Origin of the sequence: Pseudomonas shirazensis, from assembly GCF_014268785.2 — a bacterium.
Lineage (GTDB): Bacteria > Pseudomonadota > Gammaproteobacteria > Pseudomonadales > Pseudomonadaceae > Aquipseudomonas > Aquipseudomonas shirazensis.
In genome coordinates, this window is record NZ_JABWRD020000001.1 from 1,420,845 (window position 1) to 1,438,154 (window position 17,310).

Annotated in this window: 18 protein-coding genes; 12 read left to right on the forward strand and 6 right to left on the reverse strand. The window is 63.1% G+C overall.

Annotation, left to right across the window (positions count from 1 at the left end; all coding sequences use genetic code 11):
• Positions 1-7: 7 nt before the first annotated feature.
• On the reverse strand, positions 8-793 hold the full coding sequence (locus HU736_RS06155) for a transporter substrate-binding domain-containing protein (RefSeq protein WP_103437630.1): 786 nt from the start codon (positions 791-793) through the stop codon (positions 8-10).
• Positions 794-1,080: 287 nt separating this feature from the next.
• Here HU736_RS06155 and HU736_RS06160 point away from each other — a divergent pair, with 287 nt between their 5' ends.
• Both HU736_RS06160 and HU736_RS06165 read left to right on the forward strand, forming a co-directional pair.
• Positions 1,081-1,773 carry a FadR/GntR family transcriptional regulator gene (locus tag HU736_RS06160; protein WP_186700914.1) on the forward strand — a complete coding sequence of 231 codons (693 nt, stop codon included), beginning with the start codon at positions 1,081-1,083 and terminating at the stop codon, positions 1,771-1,773.
• Between the two features lie 164 nt (positions 1,774-1,937).
• The gene (locus tag HU736_RS06165; protein ID WP_103437631.1) at positions 1,938-3,263 is read left to right on the forward strand and encodes an MFS transporter; all 1,326 of its coding nucleotides are present in this window, start codon (positions 1,938-1,940) and stop codon (positions 3,261-3,263) included.
• A gap of 37 nt (positions 3,264-3,300) precedes the next feature.
• Here HU736_RS06165 and HU736_RS06170 read toward each other — a convergent pair whose 3' ends face one another.
• Complete coding sequence (locus tag HU736_RS06170; RefSeq protein WP_186700913.1) at positions 3,301-3,552, reverse strand: hypothetical protein; 252 nt, start codon at positions 3,550-3,552, stop codon at positions 3,301-3,303.
• A gap of 85 nt (positions 3,553-3,637) precedes the next feature.
• The gene (locus tag HU736_RS06175; protein WP_186700912.1) at positions 3,638-4,342 is read right to left on the reverse strand and encodes an SDR family oxidoreductase; all 705 of its coding nucleotides are present in this window, start codon (positions 4,340-4,342) and stop codon (positions 3,638-3,640) included.
• A 195-nt stretch (positions 4,343-4,537) separates the two neighbouring features.
• Between HU736_RS06175 and HU736_RS06180 the strand changes: the two genes are divergently transcribed.
• The gene (locus HU736_RS06180) at positions 4,538-7,186 is read left to right on the forward strand and encodes an excinuclease ABC subunit UvrA (RefSeq protein WP_186700911.1); all 2,649 of its coding nucleotides are present in this window, start codon (positions 4,538-4,540) and stop codon (positions 7,184-7,186) included.
• On the opposite strand, the gene HU736_RS06185 is transcribed toward HU736_RS06180, so the two are convergent.
• Complete coding sequence (locus tag HU736_RS06185; protein ID WP_186700910.1) at positions 7,172-7,888, reverse strand: DUF72 domain-containing protein; 717 nt, start codon at positions 7,886-7,888, stop codon at positions 7,172-7,174. The genes HU736_RS06180 and HU736_RS06185 overlap by 15 nt on opposite strands.
• Positions 7,889-8,050: 162 nt before the next feature.
• Here HU736_RS06185 and HU736_RS06190 point away from each other — a divergent pair, with 162 nt between their 5' ends.
• Genes HU736_RS06190 through HU736_RS06205 form a run of 4 tightly spaced genes read left to right on the forward strand, consistent with a single transcriptional unit; the run spans position 8,051 to position 11,515 of the window.
• The gene (locus tag HU736_RS06190) at positions 8,051-8,647 is read left to right on the forward strand and encodes a paraquat-inducible protein A (protein WP_101320028.1); all 597 of its coding nucleotides are present in this window, start codon (positions 8,051-8,053) and stop codon (positions 8,645-8,647) included.
• Positions 8,644-9,300 carry a paraquat-inducible protein A gene (locus HU736_RS06195; protein WP_186700909.1) on the forward strand — a complete coding sequence of 219 codons (657 nt, stop codon included), beginning with the start codon at positions 8,644-8,646 and terminating at the stop codon, positions 9,298-9,300. The genes HU736_RS06190 and HU736_RS06195 overlap by 4 nt, the downstream gene beginning before the upstream one ends.
• The gene (locus HU736_RS06200) at positions 9,281-10,936 is read left to right on the forward strand and encodes a PqiB family protein (RefSeq protein ID WP_186700908.1); all 1,656 of its coding nucleotides are present in this window, start codon (positions 9,281-9,283) and stop codon (positions 10,934-10,936) included. The genes HU736_RS06195 and HU736_RS06200 overlap by 20 nt, the downstream gene beginning before the upstream one ends.
• A 15-nt stretch (positions 10,937-10,951) precedes the next feature.
• Positions 10,952-11,515 (forward strand): PqiC family protein, encoded by a 564-nt coding sequence (locus HU736_RS06205; protein ID WP_186700900.1) that lies wholly within the window; start codon positions 10,952-10,954, stop codon positions 11,513-11,515.
• Here HU736_RS06205 and HU736_RS06210 read toward each other — a convergent pair whose 3' ends face one another.
• Positions 11,516-12,622: a Gfo/Idh/MocA family protein gene (locus HU736_RS06210; RefSeq protein WP_186700898.1), complete on the reverse strand. Its 1,107-nt coding sequence runs from the start codon at positions 12,620-12,622 to the stop codon at positions 11,516-11,518.
• A gap of 201 nt (positions 12,623-12,823) precedes the next feature.
• On the opposite strand from HU736_RS06210, the gene HU736_RS06215 reads away from it, so the two are divergent.
• The 4 genes from HU736_RS06215 (at position 12,824) to HU736_RS06230 (ending at position 15,221) form a co-directional block, all read left to right on the forward strand.
• Positions 12,824-13,366, forward strand: coding sequence for a DUF3455 domain-containing protein (locus tag HU736_RS06215; protein WP_186700896.1), 543 nt, complete (start codon positions 12,824-12,826; stop codon positions 13,364-13,366).
• 89 nt (positions 13,367-13,455) lie between these two features.
• The gene (locus HU736_RS06220) at positions 13,456-14,022 is read left to right on the forward strand and encodes a sigma-70 family RNA polymerase sigma factor (protein WP_186700894.1); all 567 of its coding nucleotides are present in this window, start codon (positions 13,456-13,458) and stop codon (positions 14,020-14,022) included.
• Entirely contained in the window at positions 14,019-14,741 is a 723-nt protein-coding gene (locus tag HU736_RS06225) for an anti-sigma factor (protein ID WP_186700892.1), read from the forward strand. The genes HU736_RS06220 and HU736_RS06225 overlap by 4 nt, the downstream gene beginning before the upstream one ends.
• A gap of 117 nt (positions 14,742-14,858) precedes the next feature.
• Positions 14,859-15,221: a VOC family protein gene (locus tag HU736_RS06230; protein ID WP_103437642.1), complete on the forward strand. Its 363-nt coding sequence runs from the start codon at positions 14,859-14,861 to the stop codon at positions 15,219-15,221.
• A 9-nt stretch (positions 15,222-15,230) separates the two neighbouring features.
• Here the strand turns inward: HU736_RS06230 and HU736_RS06235 are convergent, their stop codons facing one another.
• Positions 15,231-16,133 (reverse strand): LysR family transcriptional regulator, encoded by a 903-nt coding sequence (locus tag HU736_RS06235; RefSeq protein WP_103437643.1) that lies wholly within the window; start codon positions 16,131-16,133, stop codon positions 15,231-15,233.
• A 113-nt stretch (positions 16,134-16,246) separates the two neighbouring features.
• Between HU736_RS06235 and HU736_RS06240 the strand changes: the two genes are divergently transcribed.
• The gene (locus HU736_RS06240) at positions 16,247-17,308 is read left to right on the forward strand and encodes an AbrB family transcriptional regulator (RefSeq protein ID WP_186700890.1); all 1,062 of its coding nucleotides are present in this window, start codon (positions 16,247-16,249) and stop codon (positions 17,306-17,308) included.
• The last annotated feature ends 2 nt before the right edge of the window (positions 17,309-17,310 follow it).

Genomic DNA, 17,310 nt, shown 5'->3' on the forward strand with positions numbered 1-17,310 from the left:
GCGCGGCTTAAAGGTCAGCCGGAAGCGGCTGCTTCAGCCATTTTTCCGCATTGCGATTGAGGCTGCCGTCAGCCTTGGCTGCGTCCAGCGTGGCGTTGACCTTGTCCAGCAGTGCCGGCTCCTGCTTGGCCAGGCCGACATACACCGGCGAGTCCTTGAGCTTGACCTTGAGTACCGGCACCTTGGCCGGGTTCTTCTCGGCGATCACGGCCATGACCACGCTGCCACTGGCGATCAGCTCGACCTGCCCAGCCAGGTAGGCGGCGATGGTCGAGTTGTTGTCTTCAAAGCGCTTGATGGTTGCGCCCTTGGGGGCCACTGCCGACAGCTCCATGTCTTCGATCGAGCCGCGGGTGACGCTGATGGTCTTGCCAGCAATGGCATCGATGCTGTCGATCTTGGTCTCGGCCGGGCCGAACACAGCCAGGTAGAACGGTGCGTAGGGTTTCGAGAAGTCGATCACCGCCGCCCGCTCCGGATTTTTGCCCAGGCTGGAAATCACCAGGTCAACCTTGCCGGTGGTAAGGAACGGGATACGGTTGGTGCTGTTGACCGGCGTCAGCGCCAGCTTGACCCCAAGCTTGTCGGCCAGCAACTGCGCGGTGTCGATGTCCAGGCCGCGCGGTTTGAGGTCAGGGCCGACCGAACCGAATGGCGGGAAGTCTTGCGGCACAGCGACTTTCAATACACCACGGGCGGTGATGTCGGCCAGCGCATCGGCTTGGGCCTGAACTGCGCCAAGGGCACCGCCGCAGAACACGGTAGCCAGAAACAGGGTACGGAACTTGGTCATGCACGAGCCTCGCAGGGTCAGAGTGGGCAACTGGACTGGCAGTTACACAGCACAAGTGCACGGGCCATGCCAGAAAGCTCCCTAAACCCCGCAAAAGCAGGCCAGACCGTCTGCGCCACGGTCTTACTGGTCTGAACAGTTGCCTGCTGACTAAGGCAAGCGCGCCGCGCGACGCCCTGCATTTGTGCAAGCTCCGTTCACCCTGCGCCAGCACGGAGCAAGGCTTGCCAGCGCCGCGCATTGCCCGTAAAAGGGTCGAACCCTGCCCTCTGACCGGTCTGAACTGCATGCTCGATACCCTCCCCCGCGCCGTCCCGGAAATCGCCTTGCAGGCAATCCGCAAACTGATCGATGACGGTGGTTATCTGCCCGGTGATGCCCTGCCCTCGCAGCGCGACCTGGCCGAGCAACTGGGGGTCAGCCGGGCCTCGTTGCGCGAAGCATTATCGACCCTCAGCGCGTTGGGCCTGGTCAGCGTGCAGCCCGGTAAGGGCGTGTTCGTGCTGGCCCCAGTGCCGGCAACCCCGGTGGGCTTCAGTTGGCCGTACGCCGAGCAGGTGTCTGCCGCCGACACCTTCCAACTGCGCTATGCACTGGAAGGCTTTGCCGCCGGGCAGGCGGCGCTGAACCTGACGGCCGACGATCTTGACCGGCTTGCCGCCAATGTCGAGGCCATGCGCCAGGAGTTGCGTGCGGGTAACTTCGAAGCGGCAGCGCGGCTGGACTTTGCCTTCCACCAGGCGCTGCTGCAGGCCTCCGGCAACCGCGCCATGCTGCATGTGATCACCGCCAGCCAGGACATCTTTCTGGAAAGCCAGAAGCTGCCGTTCATACGTCCGGAGCGGGCCATGGAAACCTGGCAGGAGCACAGCAAGATCCTCCGCGCCCTGGCCCGACGCTCGCAACTGGGCGCGCAGCGGGCCATGCAGGAGCATATCCGCAACGCAGCTTCGCGTACCGGCGTGGTGTTCCCGGTCTAGGCCGGCGCAACCGCTTGCCTGCTGGTTGAAACAGATAGCTCAGTGTCGCCCCCGAATATGCGCGCGGCGCAACCTGCCGATCTACTGATAGCCATAACAACGATGCTGCGGCCCGACTGCGGCACTTTCAATCAGGCTGCCATGGCAAATCGGAGCGTATCCGCATGTCCACTTCCCATGAGGTATCACCGGCCACCTTGCGCCGGGTCATCGCGGCCTCGGCCGTTGGCAATTTCGTCGAGTGGTTCGACTTCGCCGTCTACGGCTTCCTTGCCACACTGATCGCCAGCCAGTTCTTCGCCAGCTCCGACCCCGGCGCCGGCCTGCTCAAAACCTTTGCCGTGTTCGCCGTAGCCTTTGCCTTGCGGCCATTGGGCGGCATCGTGTTTGGTGCTTTGGGAGATCGGCTCGGGCGCAAACGCGTGTTGTCGATGACCATTCTGCTGATGGCGGGCTCGACCACACTCATCGGCCTGCTGCCCACCTACGCCAGCATCGGTATCGCCGCGCCGCTGTTACTGACCCTGGCGCGCTGCCTGCAAGGCTTTTCCGCTGGTGGCGAGTACGCAGGTGCATGCGCTTATCTGATGGAACACGCACCGCAAAACAGACGCGCGTTCTATGGCAGCTTCGTGCCGGTGTCGACCTTTTCGGCGTTTGCCTGCGCAGCAGTGATCGCCTACGCCCTCGAGGCAAACCTGAGCAGTGACGCGATGAACAGCTGGGGCTGGCGTGTGCCGTTTCTGATCGCGGCGCCATTGGGCCTGGTCGGTCTGTACCTGCGCTGGCGCATGGAGGAAACCCCAGCGTTCCGTGCGGCCATCGCCGAAGGCAAGGTGCACAGCCATTCGCCGCTCAAGCAGACCCTGCGCAATCACGGCCGGGCGATCCGCAACCTCGGCGCATTCATTTCGCTGACGGCACTGTCGTTCTATATGTTCACCACCTACTTTGCCACTTACCTGCAACTGGTCGGCAACCTGACCCGCGCGCAGTCGTTGCTGGTGACCACTGTGGCACTGCTGTTCGCCGCTGCCGGCTGCCCACTGGCCGGGTTGCTTTCGGACCGCATTGGCCGACGCAAGACCATTGGTTTTACCTGCCTGTGGGTGATGATTGCGGTGTTCCCGGCCTACTGGCTGGCGAGCTCGGGGTCGATGTCCGGCGCGTTGCTCGGCGTGATCCTGCTGGCGGTCGGTGCGCTGATGAGTGGTGTAGTCACTGCCGCGCTGCTCTCGGAGAGCTTCCCTACCCGCACCCGCTACACCGCCTCGGCGATCACCTACAACGTTGCCTACACGCTGTTCGGCGGCACCGCGCCGCTGGTTGCGACCTGGCTGATTGGCCAGACCGGCAGCAGCCTGGCACCTGCGTTTTATCTGGTGGTGATCGCCTTGCTGGCGTTGATCGGTGGCCTGGCGCTGCCGGAGACTTCGCGGGTTTCACTGCATGACGAGGTGCCGACAGGGCAGCCTAACCCCGCCGTTTAAGCCATGTCTGCGGGGTCGTTGAGGCCCCGTTGCACAGTCAGTTGCGGTAGTCGCCACCGTGCACGGCCCAGAGGTAGGCCTTGTCTGCCTCAAGCCTCAGGTCACGCCACTCTTGCCACGTCACCAAGCCCAGGCGGTCCATTTCGTCAGCCTGATAGAGCAGCCGCTCGTGGTAGGTGTTGGGGCAGTCCATGCGCTGCTGGCGGTCCTCCAGCAGTTGATACCACCCCGACAGTGCCGAGATCCGCTGTTGATCCTGTGGCTGCAAGGAGGCATCGAAGACATTCATTGGCAGTTACCCGGCGCTGGTTTCCCGGTTGAGTCAGCGCAGCGCTGAGGGGTTCCTGCGAACTTGCCCATGGCCCGCTCAGCGGTTAGAGGCTGCGGGTAATGCCGCCATCGACGCGGATGTTCTGCCCGGTGATGTAGGCGGCGCCTTCACTGGCCAGAAATGCCACGGTGGCAGCGATTTCTTCGCTGGTGCCATAGCGCTTGAGCGGTACGCTGTCGCGGCGTTGCTCGGTGCTGGGCAAGCTGTCGATCCAGCCGGGCAAGACGTTGTTGATGCGCACGTTATCGCCGGCAAATTCGTCGGCAAAAATCTTGGTGAACGCGGCCAGCCCTGCGCGGAATACCGCTGAAGTCGGGAACAGGGAGCTAGGTTCAAAAGCCCAGGCGGTAGAAATATTGATGATCACGCCACCTTGCTGGCGCTGCATGATCGGCGTAACCAGGCGACTGGGACGGATTACATTGAGCAGGTACGTGTCCATGCCAAGCTGCCAGTCCTGATCGGTCAGCTCCAGAATTGGCGCCCGTGGGCCGTGGCCTGCGCTGTTGACCAGCACGTCGACGCGGCCCCATTTGGTCAAGACCGCATCGACCAGTGCTTGCAGATCGGCAGGGGATTGATTGCTGCCGGTCAGGCCGATACCGCCTAGTTCAGCGGCAAGGGCCTCGCCTTTGCCGGAAGAGGACAGGATCGCGACGTGAAAGCCGTCGGCGGCTAGTCGGCGGGCGGCGGCGGCGCCCATGCCGCTGCCGCCGGCGGTGATAATGGCTACTTTGTCTGCTGACATGATTGCTCCTGAGTACACATTGATGACGCTTAAAGGCTACACCCGAGAGCAGGCTCGTCAGCAGTCATGAATAATCACGAGAGCCAGTAGAAAAACTTCTGAGTAGAACCTGATTCGAAACTCTCCCGCACGGCCATTGGCCGATGCGGTCCTACTCATTAAGGTGTTATTTCCAGCAGATCAGGGCCGTCTTCCATGCCACCACGCAGCACATCCCCAGAGCACGCCTTCACCGGCTTCGTCAGCGTGCGCGGCGCCCGCGAGCACAACTTGCAGAACGTCGATGTCGACATCCCTCGCGACGCGCTGGTGGTGTTTACCGGTGTGTCCGGCTCAGGCAAATCCTCGCTGGCGTTTTCCACCGTATATGCCGAAGCGCAGCGGCGTTATTTCGAATCGGTGGCGCCTTACGCACGGCGCCTGATCGATCAGGTCGGGGTACCCGATGTCGACGCCATTGAAGGCTTGCCGCCAGCGGTAGCCCTGCAGCAGCAACGCGGCAGCCCCAGTGCGCGCTCCTCGGTGGGCAGCGTGACCACCTTGTCGAGTTCGATCCGCATGCTCTACTCGCGCGCCGGCAGTTACCCCGACGGGCAACCAATGCTGTACGCCGAGGACTTCTCGCCGAATACGCCGCAGGGCGCTTGCCCGGAGTGTCATGGCCTGGGCCGCGTCTATGAAGTCACCGAGGCGAGCATGGTGCCCGACCCTTCTCTAACTATCCGCGAGCGTGCGGTGGCGGCCTGGCCGTTGGCCTGGGGCGGGCAGAATCAGCGCGATATCCTCGTCACCCTGGGCTACGACATCGACAAGCCATGGCGCGATCTACCGCAAGAACAGCGTGACTGGATCCTGTTCACCGAGGAAACCCCGACTGTGCCGGTGTACGCCGGGCTGACTCCCGAGCAGACCCGCACAGCGCTCAAACGCAAACTGGAGCCGAGTTATCAAGGCACATTCAGTGGCGCCAAGCGCTATGTGCTGCACACCTTCATGCACTCGCAAAGCGCGCAGATGCGCAAGCGCGTCAGCCAGTACATGCGCCCAAGTGCATGCCCGCTGTGCGCCGGCAAACGCCTCAAGCGCGAAGCCCTGACCGTCACCTTCGCCGGCCTGGACATTGCCGAGCTGTCGCAGCTGCCGTTGCAGGACCTGGCCGTGGTATTGCGCACGGTGGCCAATCCCGACTATCTGACCAACGCAGAGCAAAGCGGCGCTACCCTCTCTCATCAGCAAACCCGCGAGGCACGCCAGCAACGGGCGGCCAAGGGCGAGCCGGCGCACAGCGGCGGCCCGGATGTGCGCCACACGCCCAATCTGTCGCTGGAGAAACGCCTGGCCGCGCAACGCATTGCCGCCGAACTGCTGGAACGGATCAACACCCTGATCGACCTTGGCCTGGGGTATCTGGCACTCGAGCGCAGCACGCCCACGCTGTCGTCCGGCGAGCTGCAGCGGCTGCGCCTGGCCACTCAGCTCAACTCGCAACTGTTCGGCGTGATCTATGTGCTCGACGAGCCCTCGGCCGGCTTGCACCCAGCCGATAGCGAGGCGCTGTACGCGGCCCTGCAACGGCTGAAAAGCAGCGGCAATTCAGTGTTTGTGGTCGAGCACGACCTGGACACCATGCGCCGCGCCGACTGGCTGATCGATGTGGGCCCTGCCGCCGGCGAGCACGGCGGGCGGATTCTCTACAGCGGCCCGCCAGCGGGCCTGGCCGAGATCGAGCAGTCGTGCACCCGCGCGTATCTGTTCGCCGAGGCCAGGCCGCAACACCAGCAATCCAGAGCCGCACAGGGTTGGCTGGCGCTTGAGGGGGTGACCCGCAACAACCTGCAAGATCTCAGTGCGCAATTCCCGCTGGGCTGCTTCACGGCGGTTACCGGGATCTCTGGCTCGGGCAAGTCCAGCCTGGTCAGCCAGGCCCTGCTCGAGCTGGTAAGCGCCCACCTCGGCCAGCCGGAGCAAGCCGCAGAGCCTGACGAACAAAGCCTGGAAGACGAGCCGGAACAAGCCAGCAGTGGCCGCATCGCCGCTGGCGTGGAGGCGATCAAGCGGCTGGTCAAGGTCGACCAGAAGCCGATCGGACGTACCCCACGCTCCAACCTGGCCACCTACACCGGGCTGTTCGATCACGTCCGCAAGCTGTTTGCCGCTACCGAACAGGCTAAGGCGCAGGGCTTCGACGCCGGACGTTTCTCGTTCAACGTTGCCAAGGGCCGTTGTGAAACCTGCGAAGGCGAAGGTTTTGTCAGCGTCGAGTTGCTGTTCATGCCCAGCGTCTACGCGCCCTGCCCGACCTGCCACGGCGCCCGCTACAACCCGGCAACGCTGGCAGTGACCTGGCAGGACATGAGCATTGCCGATGTGCTCGGCATGACCGTCGAACAAGCGCTGCAGGTGTTTGCCGAACAGCCGCCCGTGCGGCGCAGCTTGCAGGTGCTGGCCGATATTGGCCTGGGTTATCTGCGTCTTGGCCAACCGGCCACCGAGCTGTCCGGTGGCGAAGCGCAACGGATCAAGCTGGCCACCGAGCTGCAACGCAGCGCGCGCGGCGCCACCCTGTATGTGCTGGATGAGCCCACCAACGGGCTGCACCCGCAGGACGTCGACCGCCTGCTGCTGCAACTGAACAGGCTGGTCGACGGCGGGCACACGGTGGTGGTGGTCGAGCATGACATGCGTGTGGTGGCGCAAAGCGACTGGGTCATCGACATCGGCCCCGGCGCCGGCACTGCGGGTGGCCAGGTCGTCGCCAGCGGCGTGCCCGCCGAGGTCGCCCGCTGCAAGCACAGCCGGACGGCGCCATTTCTGCAAAGTGTGCTGCGCTCAATTACCCAGTAGCGTCTGCAGTTCAAGGGCATCGCCCAAGGCTGCATCGCCTGCCGTGTTGTCAAAAATGCACCAGGTCGCCGCGCCTGCCTCGGCGCGGGCCAGCAACTGCGGCGCCAGCGCCTGCAGCCAAGTGCTGGGGTAATCGCTGAAATAGGTACGCGGTGAGCCATGCAGGCGCCAGTACGCAAGGCCTGACCAGCCACGCGGCTGCGCATCCAGGGCAAAGCGCGCCGGGTCTGCGCCCACCAGTGCCACCTGCAACTGCTCCATCAGCGGTCCGGCCTCGGCCCAGCTGGGGTGGCGCGCTTCCAATGCCACAGGCCCTGGATACACCTTGCGCACATCAGCCATGAAACGCTCCACCAGCAGCGGCTCGAACGCCAACGACGGCGGCAGTTGCACCAGCACGCAACCCAGCGCTGACCCGAGCGCCGTGCACTGCGCAAAGAACTCAGCCAAGGCTTGCGCGCAATCGACCAGACGCCGTTCATGGCTGATGGCACGCGGCAGCTTGACCGAAAAGCGAAACCCCGGCGGCACCGCGCCAGCCCAGCGCGTATAACTGGCTGGGCGATGCGGTCGATAGAACGAACTGTTGATCTCTACCGCAGTGAGTTGGCGGGCGTAGCGCTGCAGATGGCTGCCCTCGCCTGCCAGCTGTGCAGCGTAAGTACGTGAGATGCTCCAGCCGGCACAGCCCAGATAAATCATCAGTACCTCCCTGCTTGACTTGCCCGTCAGCCAGTGGAGTTGCAGAACGGGGTCAAGGTTCAGCTGGCATCACCCGTTGTCAGCGGATTACCTTCAGGAAAAAGTTGCCGAATAAGCCAGCACTTCTATATTCACTTAACCCTGCCTCATGCGATGGCGACCATGGCCAGCACCGCCCAGCTGATCATTTGCGAGCACTGCGACTGCGTTTACCAGCAGGTTGTGCTCGGCAAACATCAAAAGTCCTTGTGTGTGCGCTGCGCCGGCGTGCTGGAGCGCTACAACGGCCTGACGGTGGAACAGCGCCTGGCGCTCACCATCACCGCAGCCATGCTGTGGCTGTTCGCCAACTTCTATCCGATCATGACCATCAGCCTGCAAGGCCTGAAAAACAGCGCCACCTTGTGGGATTCGGTACTGGCGCTGAGCCAGGGACCAATCACCTTCATTGCCATGGTCGCAGCCATCGCCATCATCATCGCGCCGGCGTTTCAGTTGATGCTGCTGATCTGGGTGCTGGCCTTTGCCCTCAGCCAGCGCCGCGCGCCGGCGTTCAAACTGTGCATGCGCTGGCTGGAAACCCTGCGCCCGTGGAGCATGCTCGAAGTCTGCCTGCTCGGCGCCATGGTTGCGGTGTTCAAGCTGGCCGGGATGCTGGCGGTGCTGCCCGGTATCGGCCTGTTCGCCCTCGCCGCGCTGAGCCTGCTGCTGATCCGCATCGCTGGTCGCGATATCCGCGAACTGTGGGCGCTGCCATGAACCGCACTGCCAGAGACCACCCACCGACGGCCGCCGAGCTCAACCTGTGCCTGTGTCACAGCTGCGGCCTGGCCTGCGACATGCGCGACGAGCCACACAGTTGCCCGCGCTGCGACGCACCACTGCACCGGCGCAAGGTCAACTCGCTGGCCCGCACCTGGGCGTTCATGCTGGCCGCGCTGGTGTTCTACATCCCGGCCAACCTGCTGCCGGTGATGAACACGACCATGCTCGGCGACGGTGCCGACAGCACCATCATGAGTGGCGTGCTGGAGTTCTGGGCGCACGGCGCGTGGGACATCGCGCTGATCATCTTCATCGCCAGCATCGCGGTGCCGGGGGTCAAGTTCGTCGCGCTGTCGCTGCTGCTGATCACCGTCCAGCGGCGCAGCCAGTGGGCGTGCCGCGAGCGTTCGCAGTTGTACCGGTTTGTCGAGTTGATCGGCTACTGGTCGATGCTCGACGTGCTGGTAGTGGCGCTGGTTGCAGCGCTGGTCAAGTTCCAGGCGCTGGGCGATATCGAGCCGCGCGTGGGGATTCTGTTCTTTGGCCTGGTGGTGGTGTTCACCATGCTCGCGGCGATGAGCTTTGACCCGCGTCTGATCTGGCAAGCAGGACCTGAGGAGGCCATGGATGAAGTCGCCCGCCACTGAAGCACCGGCAGAACCGGGACCACCGCCAATCAAGACGCGCCGTTTCAGCGTGTCACTGGTGTGGCTGGTCCCGCTGGTGGCGGTACTGGTCGGCCTGTCGTTGGTGATTCACAGCAAACTGCAGGAAGGCCCGACCATCACCCTCAACTTCAAGACCGGCAGTGGCCTGGTGGCGAACAAGACCGAGGTTAAATACCGCAGCGTGGTCATCGGTCACGTTTCGGCGGTGGCCTTGAGCGATGATCAACGCAGCGTCAACGCTACCGTCCAGCTGGACAAGCAAGCCGAGGGCTTCACCCGCGAAGACTCGCAGTTCTGGGTGGTGCGCCCGCGTATTGGCGCCGGTGGCGTGTCGGGCATCGACACGCTGCTCTCGGGTGACTATATCGGCGCCGACATCGGCCAGGCCGAGGGCCGCGCCAAGCGCTTCAAGGGCCTGGAAAACCCGCCGCCGATCACCTACGGCGAACCCGGCAAGCGCTTCACCCTGCACACCCAGGACCTTGGCTCGCTGGATATAGGCTCGCCGGTGTACTACCGCAAGATCCCTGTGGGCCAGGTAGTCGCCTACGCGCTGGATGCCGATGGCAAAGGCGTCAATATCGAAGTGTTCATCCACGCCCCCAATGACGCCTATGTCACCGACAACACGCGCTTCTGGAACGCCAGCGGCATCGACGTCAACGTCGGCGCCAACGGTGTGGCGATCAAGACTGAATCGCTGTCGACCCTGCTGGTTGGCGGCATCGCCTTCCGCGCACCTGAGTACAGCCCCAACGATAGCGCCGCCGCCGAAGCCCGCACCTATGAGCTGTTTGACGATCAGCAAACCGCGCTGGCCCCGCCGAGCGGCAAAGCCCAGTACCTGACATTGCGTTTCGACCAGGCCATGCGCGGCCTCAAAGTGGGCGCGCCGGTGGAGTTTCTCGGTATCGAGATCGGCCGAGTGGTCTCGGTCAATCTGGACTTTGATGAAGTGCAACGCAGCTTCCCGATCAACGTCGGCATCGTGGTGTATGCGCAACGATTGGGCCAGGCGCACAAGAAAATGCTCAAAGCGCTCAAGCATGATCCGGATGACATGACCGCCACCGCCCAGGTGTTCAGCTCGTTCGTCGCCAACGGCCTGCGCGCGCAGGCACGCAATGGCAACCTGCTGACCGGTCAGCTATACATCGCCCTGGACTTCTTCCCCAAGGCGCCCAAGGTCGCCTTCGACCTGAACGCCAGGCCAATTGCGATCCCGACCCTGCCCGGCAGCCTGGAAATCCTCCAGGAGCAACTCCAGGCGATGCTGGAAAAAATCAACAAGCTGCCCGTCGAGCGCATCGCCGGCAACCTCGACGGCAACCTGGTCGAGTTGCGCAAAGGCCTGATGCAGTTCAACAGCCGCACCCTGCCGGGGGTGCAGAGCACCCTGGCGGATGTCAGCAAGACCTTGCAGTCGGCCAGCGCCACGCTCGCCGAAGACTCGCCGCAGCGTGAGAAGCTCAGTGAGACCCTCGACGAACTCGGGCGCATGTCTCGCTCGTTGCGCGATCTGTCCGATTACCTTGGGCGTAACCCAGAGGCGTTGATCCGTGGTCGACCAAGCAATGCGCCACCTATCGACCTGCAAGGCCCGCCGCGCAACTGACCCGGAGCGATAGCCATGACTTCACCCTGCAAGCTCATGCTGCTCGTCTCGCTTGCGCTGCTGGCAGCGTGTCGCAGCGAGCCGATCCAGTTTCACACGCTGATGCCAACCCAGGTCAGCCGCTCCCCGGCCGGCAGCGAGATCGCCATCGAAAGCGTCAGTGTGCCCGCGCAGGTCGACCGCGCCCAGATCGTGATTCGCCAGGGCGCCAGCGGCCTGGCCATTCTGGAAACGCAATGGTGGGGCGCCAGCCTGGCCGATGAGCTGCGCAGCGCCTTGGTCGAGCAACTGAGCAGTGGCGTGCCTGGCCAGCAACGCTCGGTAAGAATCATTGTGCAGCGCTTTGATTCCGTGCCCGGCCAATACGCACTGCTGGATACCAAGTGGCGCCTGCGGGTCGCCGCAGGCGCCAGCCTGGATTGTCGCAGTGTGGTGCAAAGCCCGGCCGGCGCATCAATCGATGCAGTGGTTACGGCCCATCAGCGCAACCTGATGCGGCTGGCCTCGCTGATCAACCAGACCGCGCGCAATCCGCAAGCAGGCTGCGCAGCCAGCCCAAGCCTAGGCCCGGGCGTCTGACTACTCAGTAGGCGACTCGGTATTCACATATGGCGGCACTTCGGCGAGGGCAAACGCACGGCGCTGATCACGCTGCGGCAAACGCCTGGCCGGCAGCGGCTCGAGCGTCTGCGCCTGGCCGGTGACCAACGCGCGTTCGATGGCCATGATTACGCGCACATCACGCCAGCCCTCATCGCCATCCGGCTCCGGCGCCTGGTCGTTGAGGATGCAGTCGGAGAAGTACGCGGTCTCGCCGGCAAATTGATCCACCACCGGATGCACATGCACGCGGGTGGTGTCATCGAGGGTGGCGCGGTAGCTGATCGCGACATCTTCCCCATAGCCATAACAAGGCGATGCTTCGATTTCGCCCTCAGTGCCGAGCAGCTGGAAGCGCTCGGAATCAGGCAGGCAGTAGCTGACGGTGAACTGCGCCAGGCGCTCTTCAGGAAAACGCAGCGACACGTTGACGGTGTCCCACGTGTCGATCTGGCTGCCTGGCGAATGGCTGCCTATCGCACTCACCTCAATCGGCTCGGCATTGAACAGCTGGCGCACCATGTTCAGCGGATACGGGCCCATGTCCGCTACCGGGCCGGCAGCAAAGCCGCTGTGGGCGCGGTGATTACTCGGTTTGACGGTCTGGGTGAAAATCGATGTGAACAGACGCGGCTGGCCGAACTCGCCGCTATGCACCCGCTCGATCATCTCCAACGTGCCCGGCTCGCAGTGCAAGCGGTAGGCGATCATCAATTTGGTACCGGTGCGTTGCGCCGCATCGCGCATGGCCACGCAGTCGTCATCGCTGGCCGCCATGGGTTTTTCCAGCAGCACGTGGATACCGGCTTCCAGCGCCGGGATGACGAATTCGCGATGACGGAAGTTGGGCGTGGCAACGTACACCGCATCAATCTCACCGGAGGCAAGCAGTGCTGCGTAGTCGGTGTAGGCCCAGGCCTTGAGCTGGTAGCGGCTGGCCAACTGGCGAGCCTTTTCAGAGTCGCCGGTAACCAATGCGGCGAGGGTCGAATTGCCGGTCTGACTGACCCCAGGCATGAATGCACCCTGCGAGATCGAACCACCGCCGACTACTGCGTAGCGGATTTTGCCATCTGAACTGGGCATTGCTGTCTCCTTGCGGGAAATTTTCATTAGCTAGGAAGTGGGCAAGCAAGCCGGGGGGCGAGTTCGATTTTTCTTGCCTTGCGGATGATCGAGCACCATGGGGAAAATTATTTTCATCAGGCTGCATCCAAACCCGTTACTGGTGGGTAGTACTGTCAGCAGCCCATCGCTGCCACTCGGTTACTCACCAGGAGATACACCATGAATGGCAAACGTACTCTCAGCCTGATCAGCGCTTCCCTGGCCATCGGCGGCCTGTCCCTGTTCATGCAGACCGCCCAGGCGCAAATGGGCCTGCCGGATGCAGTCAAGGTGCCGGACGGCAACAAAGTGATGATGGAAACCGTCGGCGTAGGCGAGATCACCTACGAGTGCCGCGACAAGGTAGATGCCGCCGGCCAGACCGAGTGGTTCTTCGTCGGCCCCAAAGCCGTGCTCAATGACCGCAAGGGCAAGGCAGTCGGCGACTACTTTGGCCCACCTGCAACCTGGCAGGCCAGGGATGGTTCGAAAGTCACCGGCACCCAGGTCGCCGTCTCCCCAGCCAGCAAAGGCGACATCCCCTACCAACTGGTCAAGGCCAACCCCGCCGACGGCAAAGGCGCGATGCAGGGCGTGAGCTACATTCAGCGCACCGCGACCAAAGGCGGCGTAGCTCCCGCCAGCGTATGCACTGCCGCCAACAAGGGTGAGAAACAGGTTGTCAAATATCAGGCCGACTACATCTTCTGGTCTGCCAAGTGATCGACGTGCGCGGCAAGTGCTGACTACAAAAGTCGTCTAAGCTCTGCGACAAACCCCGGCCAGCCGGCTGGGGTCCGCACCCCTTGCCAATGGCTGAACAGAATTTGTCCTTGCCTGAACCCGCGTTTGATTATCAACGTTGCCTGCTGGCCTGCGCTGCAGGCGATCGTGGAGCCCTGCGCGAGCTGTATCAGCAGGAAAGCGCGCGTTTGCTCGGGGTCGCCCTGCGCATCGCACGCGAACCGGCGGTGGCTGAAGACATCGTCCATGACGCCTTCGTGCGGATCTGGACGCATGCCGCAAGCTTCGATCCAGATAGAGGTTCGGCACGTGGCTGGATCTACAGCGTCACCCGGCATCTGGCATTGAACTTCGTGCGTGATGGCGCGCGCCAGGTGCCTCTGGATGAGCAACACGACGAGGCGCTGCAAGCCTCTGCGCAGTGGCAGCCAGTGGACTTTACCGCGCAGGCGCATTCGGCGCGGATTTACCACTGCCTGGAGCAGCTGGAGCCGGCGCGGCGCGACTGCATCCTGCACGCCTACGTCGACGGCTGCACCCATGCAGAAATCGCCCAGCGCATGAGCACGCCGCTGGGCACGGTCAAGGCCTGGATCAAGCGCAGCCTGGCAGCATTGCGGGAGTGCATGGGATGAACAACGACCAGAGCAACGCCGATGAGCTGGAGCAACTGGCCGGTGAATACGTGCTGGGCACGCTCGATGCCGAGCAACGTGCCGCCGTGCAACAACGCCTGGCCTATGACGGTGCCTTGCGCGCCGCTGTCGATGCCTGGGAGCAACGCCTTCTGGAGTTGACTACCCTCGCCCCGGCGCAACAACCCTCGATGCAACTGTGGCAGCGCGTTGGCCGCAGCCTGGACAGCCTCGCTCCACGTGAAGCAGCCCCCGAACGCAGCGTGAACACCTCCTGGTGGAACCTGCTGCCGCTGTGGCGTGGCCTGGCAGGTGCTGGCCTGGCGGCGAGTCTGGTGATGGCCGTGGCGCTGTCGAGCCAGACTGTCACGCCGCCGCAGACCTCCTATCTGGTCGTGCTGGTCGCCCCGCAAGACCGCGCCCCGGGCTGGGTGATTCAGGCCAGCAGTCCGCGTGAGGTCGAGCTGATTCCACTCGGCCAAGTCACTGTGCCGGCCGACAAAACCCTGCAGTTCTGGACCAAAGGTGATGACTGGCAAGGGCCGGTGTCGCTGGGTCTGGTCCAGCCAGGGGAGAAGATTTCGGTGCCGCTGGACAAACTGCCGCCGCTTGAAGCGAACCAGTTGTTCGAACTGACACTGGAGAATGCCGGCGGATCGAAGACTGGCAAGCCGACTGGGCCGATTCAGTTTATTGGCCGGGCGGTGAAAGTCATTTGATTGTCAGCATGGAACCTGTGGCTTCGAGATTGAGCACCGTTTGAGCTATGTGGACAAAGCTGTCCAAAAGCCCTCATGCTCACAGCTTCAAGTTCACGACCGAGCAAGGAAGCCATCATGACTGTTCGCGGTAACGACCGGCAGATCGACAACATCGAATTCAATGTCAGCGACATTGCCCGCAGCAAAGCGTTTTACGCCAAGGCATTCGACTGGACCTTTGTCGATTACGGCCCAACCTACACCGAATTCAGTGACGGTCGCCTGAGCGGCGGGTTCACTACCGGCGAGCCGGTCCGCCCCGGCGGCCCGCTGGTGATTCTGTACGCCGACGATCTGGATGCGACTCAGCAGCGGCTGCTGGCTGCTGGCGCGCAGATCAGCCGGCAGACCTTCTCGTTCCCCGGCGGCAGCCGCTTCCACTTCATCGACCCGGACGGCTACGAACTGGCGGTGTGGACTGCAACAAGCAGTGCTTGATCGGCCCGTTCAGTTGTCACCGAAAAAACTGCGCCCGCGTTCCTTGAGCAATTCGACCATCGCGGCCACGGCCGGTGGCAGATAGCCCTCGGCGCGAATCGACACCGCCACAGTGCGATGCATGGTGGTTTCATCCAGGGTCACCGCACGCAAGCGCGACATACCGTGGCCGTGCTCAAGGGTTTCCCTCGCTACAAAGCTCAGCAGCCGGGTGCGCTCGATCAGGCGGGGCAGCATCGAGATGCTGTTGGCTTCGATCTGCACCTGTGGCATCGGCAAATGGTGAGTGGCAAACACGTTGTCGATCCAGCGCCTGGAACTGACCGTGATCGCCGGCAGCACCCAGCGGTATTGGCAAAGGCTGTGCAAGGTGATCGGCGCGGCAAACAATGGATGGTCGGCACTGGCTACCACTACGGCCTCATCCTGCAAGATCGGGTAACTGCTGACGTGCGGATCATCGACGATCAGCGGGCAGATGATGGCATCCAACCGCCCCGAGCGCAGCGACTCCTTGAGCAGATCGTCCTGGCCGATGGACAGCTGCAAGGTCAGCTCGGGCGCGCGCTGCAACAGCGACTCGGTCAGCCGCGGCAACAAGTACTCAGCCATGCTCGCCGCGCAACCGAGGCGGATGTTGCCAATCAAACCACCGGCAAAATCGCGGACCTCGCGCTCGGTTTCGGCGATGTTCAGCTGCAATTGCCGACCTCGCTCAAGCAGTAACTCGCCTACGTCGGTCAGCTTGATACGCCGACCATCACGCTTGAACAGCCGCGTGCCGAGGGATTCTTCCAGCCGTTGGATACTTTTGCTCAAGGCGGGCTGGCTGCGGTTGAGCCGTTCGGCAGCCCGGCCAAGATGGCCAAGCTCAGCGATGGTGGCGAAGTAAGTCAGGTCACGAAGGTCCATGATTCATGAATTTCAGTTATAGGTTCATCGAAAGTAGAAAATAGACTTGATCGATTGCGCCGTCGATAATTTTCTCCAGCAAGCGCCGTTACCGGGTCGAGGAGAATCACCACGTGCAGTTGTTGCTATCAAATCCCCTGCTGATCCTACGCTGGCTGGCCCTGATCGGTTGCGCTGCCGCCAGCGGCCAACTACTGCATGCGTTGGCATTGCCTGCAGGATTGTTTCTCGGGCCGATGCTGACCGCGATCGCCTTTGGCGTCAGTGGCGCCGGGCTGCGCCTGCACAAACAGGTGTTTCGCTTTGGCCAGGGCTGCGTCGGCCTGATGGTTGCCCACTCGATGAGCTGGACGGTACTGGCGGCCTTGGCGCAGTCGTGGCCGGTGATGCTGATAACCACGCTGCTCACTGTGCTGTTGAGCGCCATGGTAGGCCTGGCCACTGTGCGTTACGGCGGTATCTCGGCCGCGACTGCAGCCTGGGGCACAGCCCCTGGCGCAGCTTCGGCGATGGTCTCGATGGCGGAAGCACACGGCGCCGATCCGCGGGTAGTGGCAACCATGCAATACGTGCGGGTCGTCTGCGTAGTGATGATCGGCGCGCTGGTCAGCCACTTGCTTGGCGCCGGCGATATCGCCAGCAAGGCGTTGGTACCAGCCGCCAGCACCCCTGCGGTACAACTGAACCAACTGCTGCCATGCCTGGCCGTGATTGTGATCGGGATAACCCTGGCCGCCAAACTGCCTGCGGGCGCGCTGCTGGCACCGTTGTTGATCGGTAGTGCGCTGCAACTGAGTGGCCTGATGCAGATTGCCCTGCCCGGCTGGTTGCTGGCCTTTGCCTATGGCGCCATCGGATGCTACGTAGGCCTGCGTTTCGATCGGGCCACGGTGCGTTATGTGGGGAGCCGCTTGCCGACCATGATCGCCGGAGCGACCGGGTTGATCGCGCTGTGCGCCGGCTGCGCCTGGTTGCTGGCGTGGGTCACTGGGCATGATTTTCTTTCGATGTACCTGGCAACCAGCCCAGGCGGGCTGGATGCCATGGCCATCATTGCGGTGGAAACCCACTCAGATGTCGGGCTGGTGCTGGCAATGCAGACCTTGCGCCTGTTTGCCGTGATCATCACCGGTGCCTTTTGCGCCAGGCAGATCATCCGCCTGGCCAAGGCCTGAAA

Coding starts and splice junctions, on each gene's coding strand:
- HU736_RS06155 (WP_103437630.1), bottom strand. CDS start 793: ATGACCAAGTTCCGTACCCTGTTTCTGGCTACCGTGTTCTGCGGCGGT.
- HU736_RS06160 (WP_186700914.1), top strand. CDS start 1,081: ATGCTCGATACCCTCCCCCGCGCCGTCCCGGAAATCGCCTTGCAGGCA.
- HU736_RS06165 (WP_103437631.1), top strand. CDS start 1,938: ATGTCCACTTCCCATGAGGTATCACCGGCCACCTTGCGCCGGGTCATC.
- HU736_RS06170 (WP_186700913.1), bottom strand. CDS start 3,552: ATGAATGTCTTCGATGCCTCCTTGCAGCCACAGGATCAACAGCGGATC.
- HU736_RS06175 (WP_186700912.1), bottom strand. CDS start 4,342: ATGTCAGCAGACAAAGTAGCCATTATCACCGCCGGCGGCAGCGGCATG.
- HU736_RS06180 (WP_186700911.1), top strand. CDS start 4,538: ATGCCACCACGCAGCACATCCCCAGAGCACGCCTTCACCGGCTTCGTC.
- HU736_RS06185 (WP_186700910.1), bottom strand. CDS start 7,888: ATGATTTATCTGGGCTGTGCCGGCTGGAGCATCTCACGTACTTACGCT.
- HU736_RS06190 (WP_101320028.1), top strand. CDS start 8,051: ATGGCCAGCACCGCCCAGCTGATCATTTGCGAGCACTGCGACTGCGTT.
- HU736_RS06195 (WP_186700909.1), top strand. CDS start 8,644: ATGAACCGCACTGCCAGAGACCACCCACCGACGGCCGCCGAGCTCAAC.
- HU736_RS06200 (WP_186700908.1), top strand. CDS start 9,281: ATGAAGTCGCCCGCCACTGAAGCACCGGCAGAACCGGGACCACCGCCA.
- HU736_RS06205 (WP_186700900.1), top strand. CDS start 10,952: ATGACTTCACCCTGCAAGCTCATGCTGCTCGTCTCGCTTGCGCTGCTG.
- HU736_RS06210 (WP_186700898.1), bottom strand. CDS start 12,622: ATGCCCAGTTCAGATGGCAAAATCCGCTACGCAGTAGTCGGCGGTGGT.
- HU736_RS06215 (WP_186700896.1), top strand. CDS start 12,824: ATGAATGGCAAACGTACTCTCAGCCTGATCAGCGCTTCCCTGGCCATC.
- HU736_RS06220 (WP_186700894.1), top strand. CDS start 13,456: ATGGCTGAACAGAATTTGTCCTTGCCTGAACCCGCGTTTGATTATCAA.
- HU736_RS06225 (WP_186700892.1), top strand. CDS start 14,019: ATGAACAACGACCAGAGCAACGCCGATGAGCTGGAGCAACTGGCCGGT.
- HU736_RS06230 (WP_103437642.1), top strand. CDS start 14,859: ATGACTGTTCGCGGTAACGACCGGCAGATCGACAACATCGAATTCAAT.
- HU736_RS06235 (WP_103437643.1), bottom strand. CDS start 16,133: ATGGACCTTCGTGACCTGACTTACTTCGCCACCATCGCTGAGCTTGGC.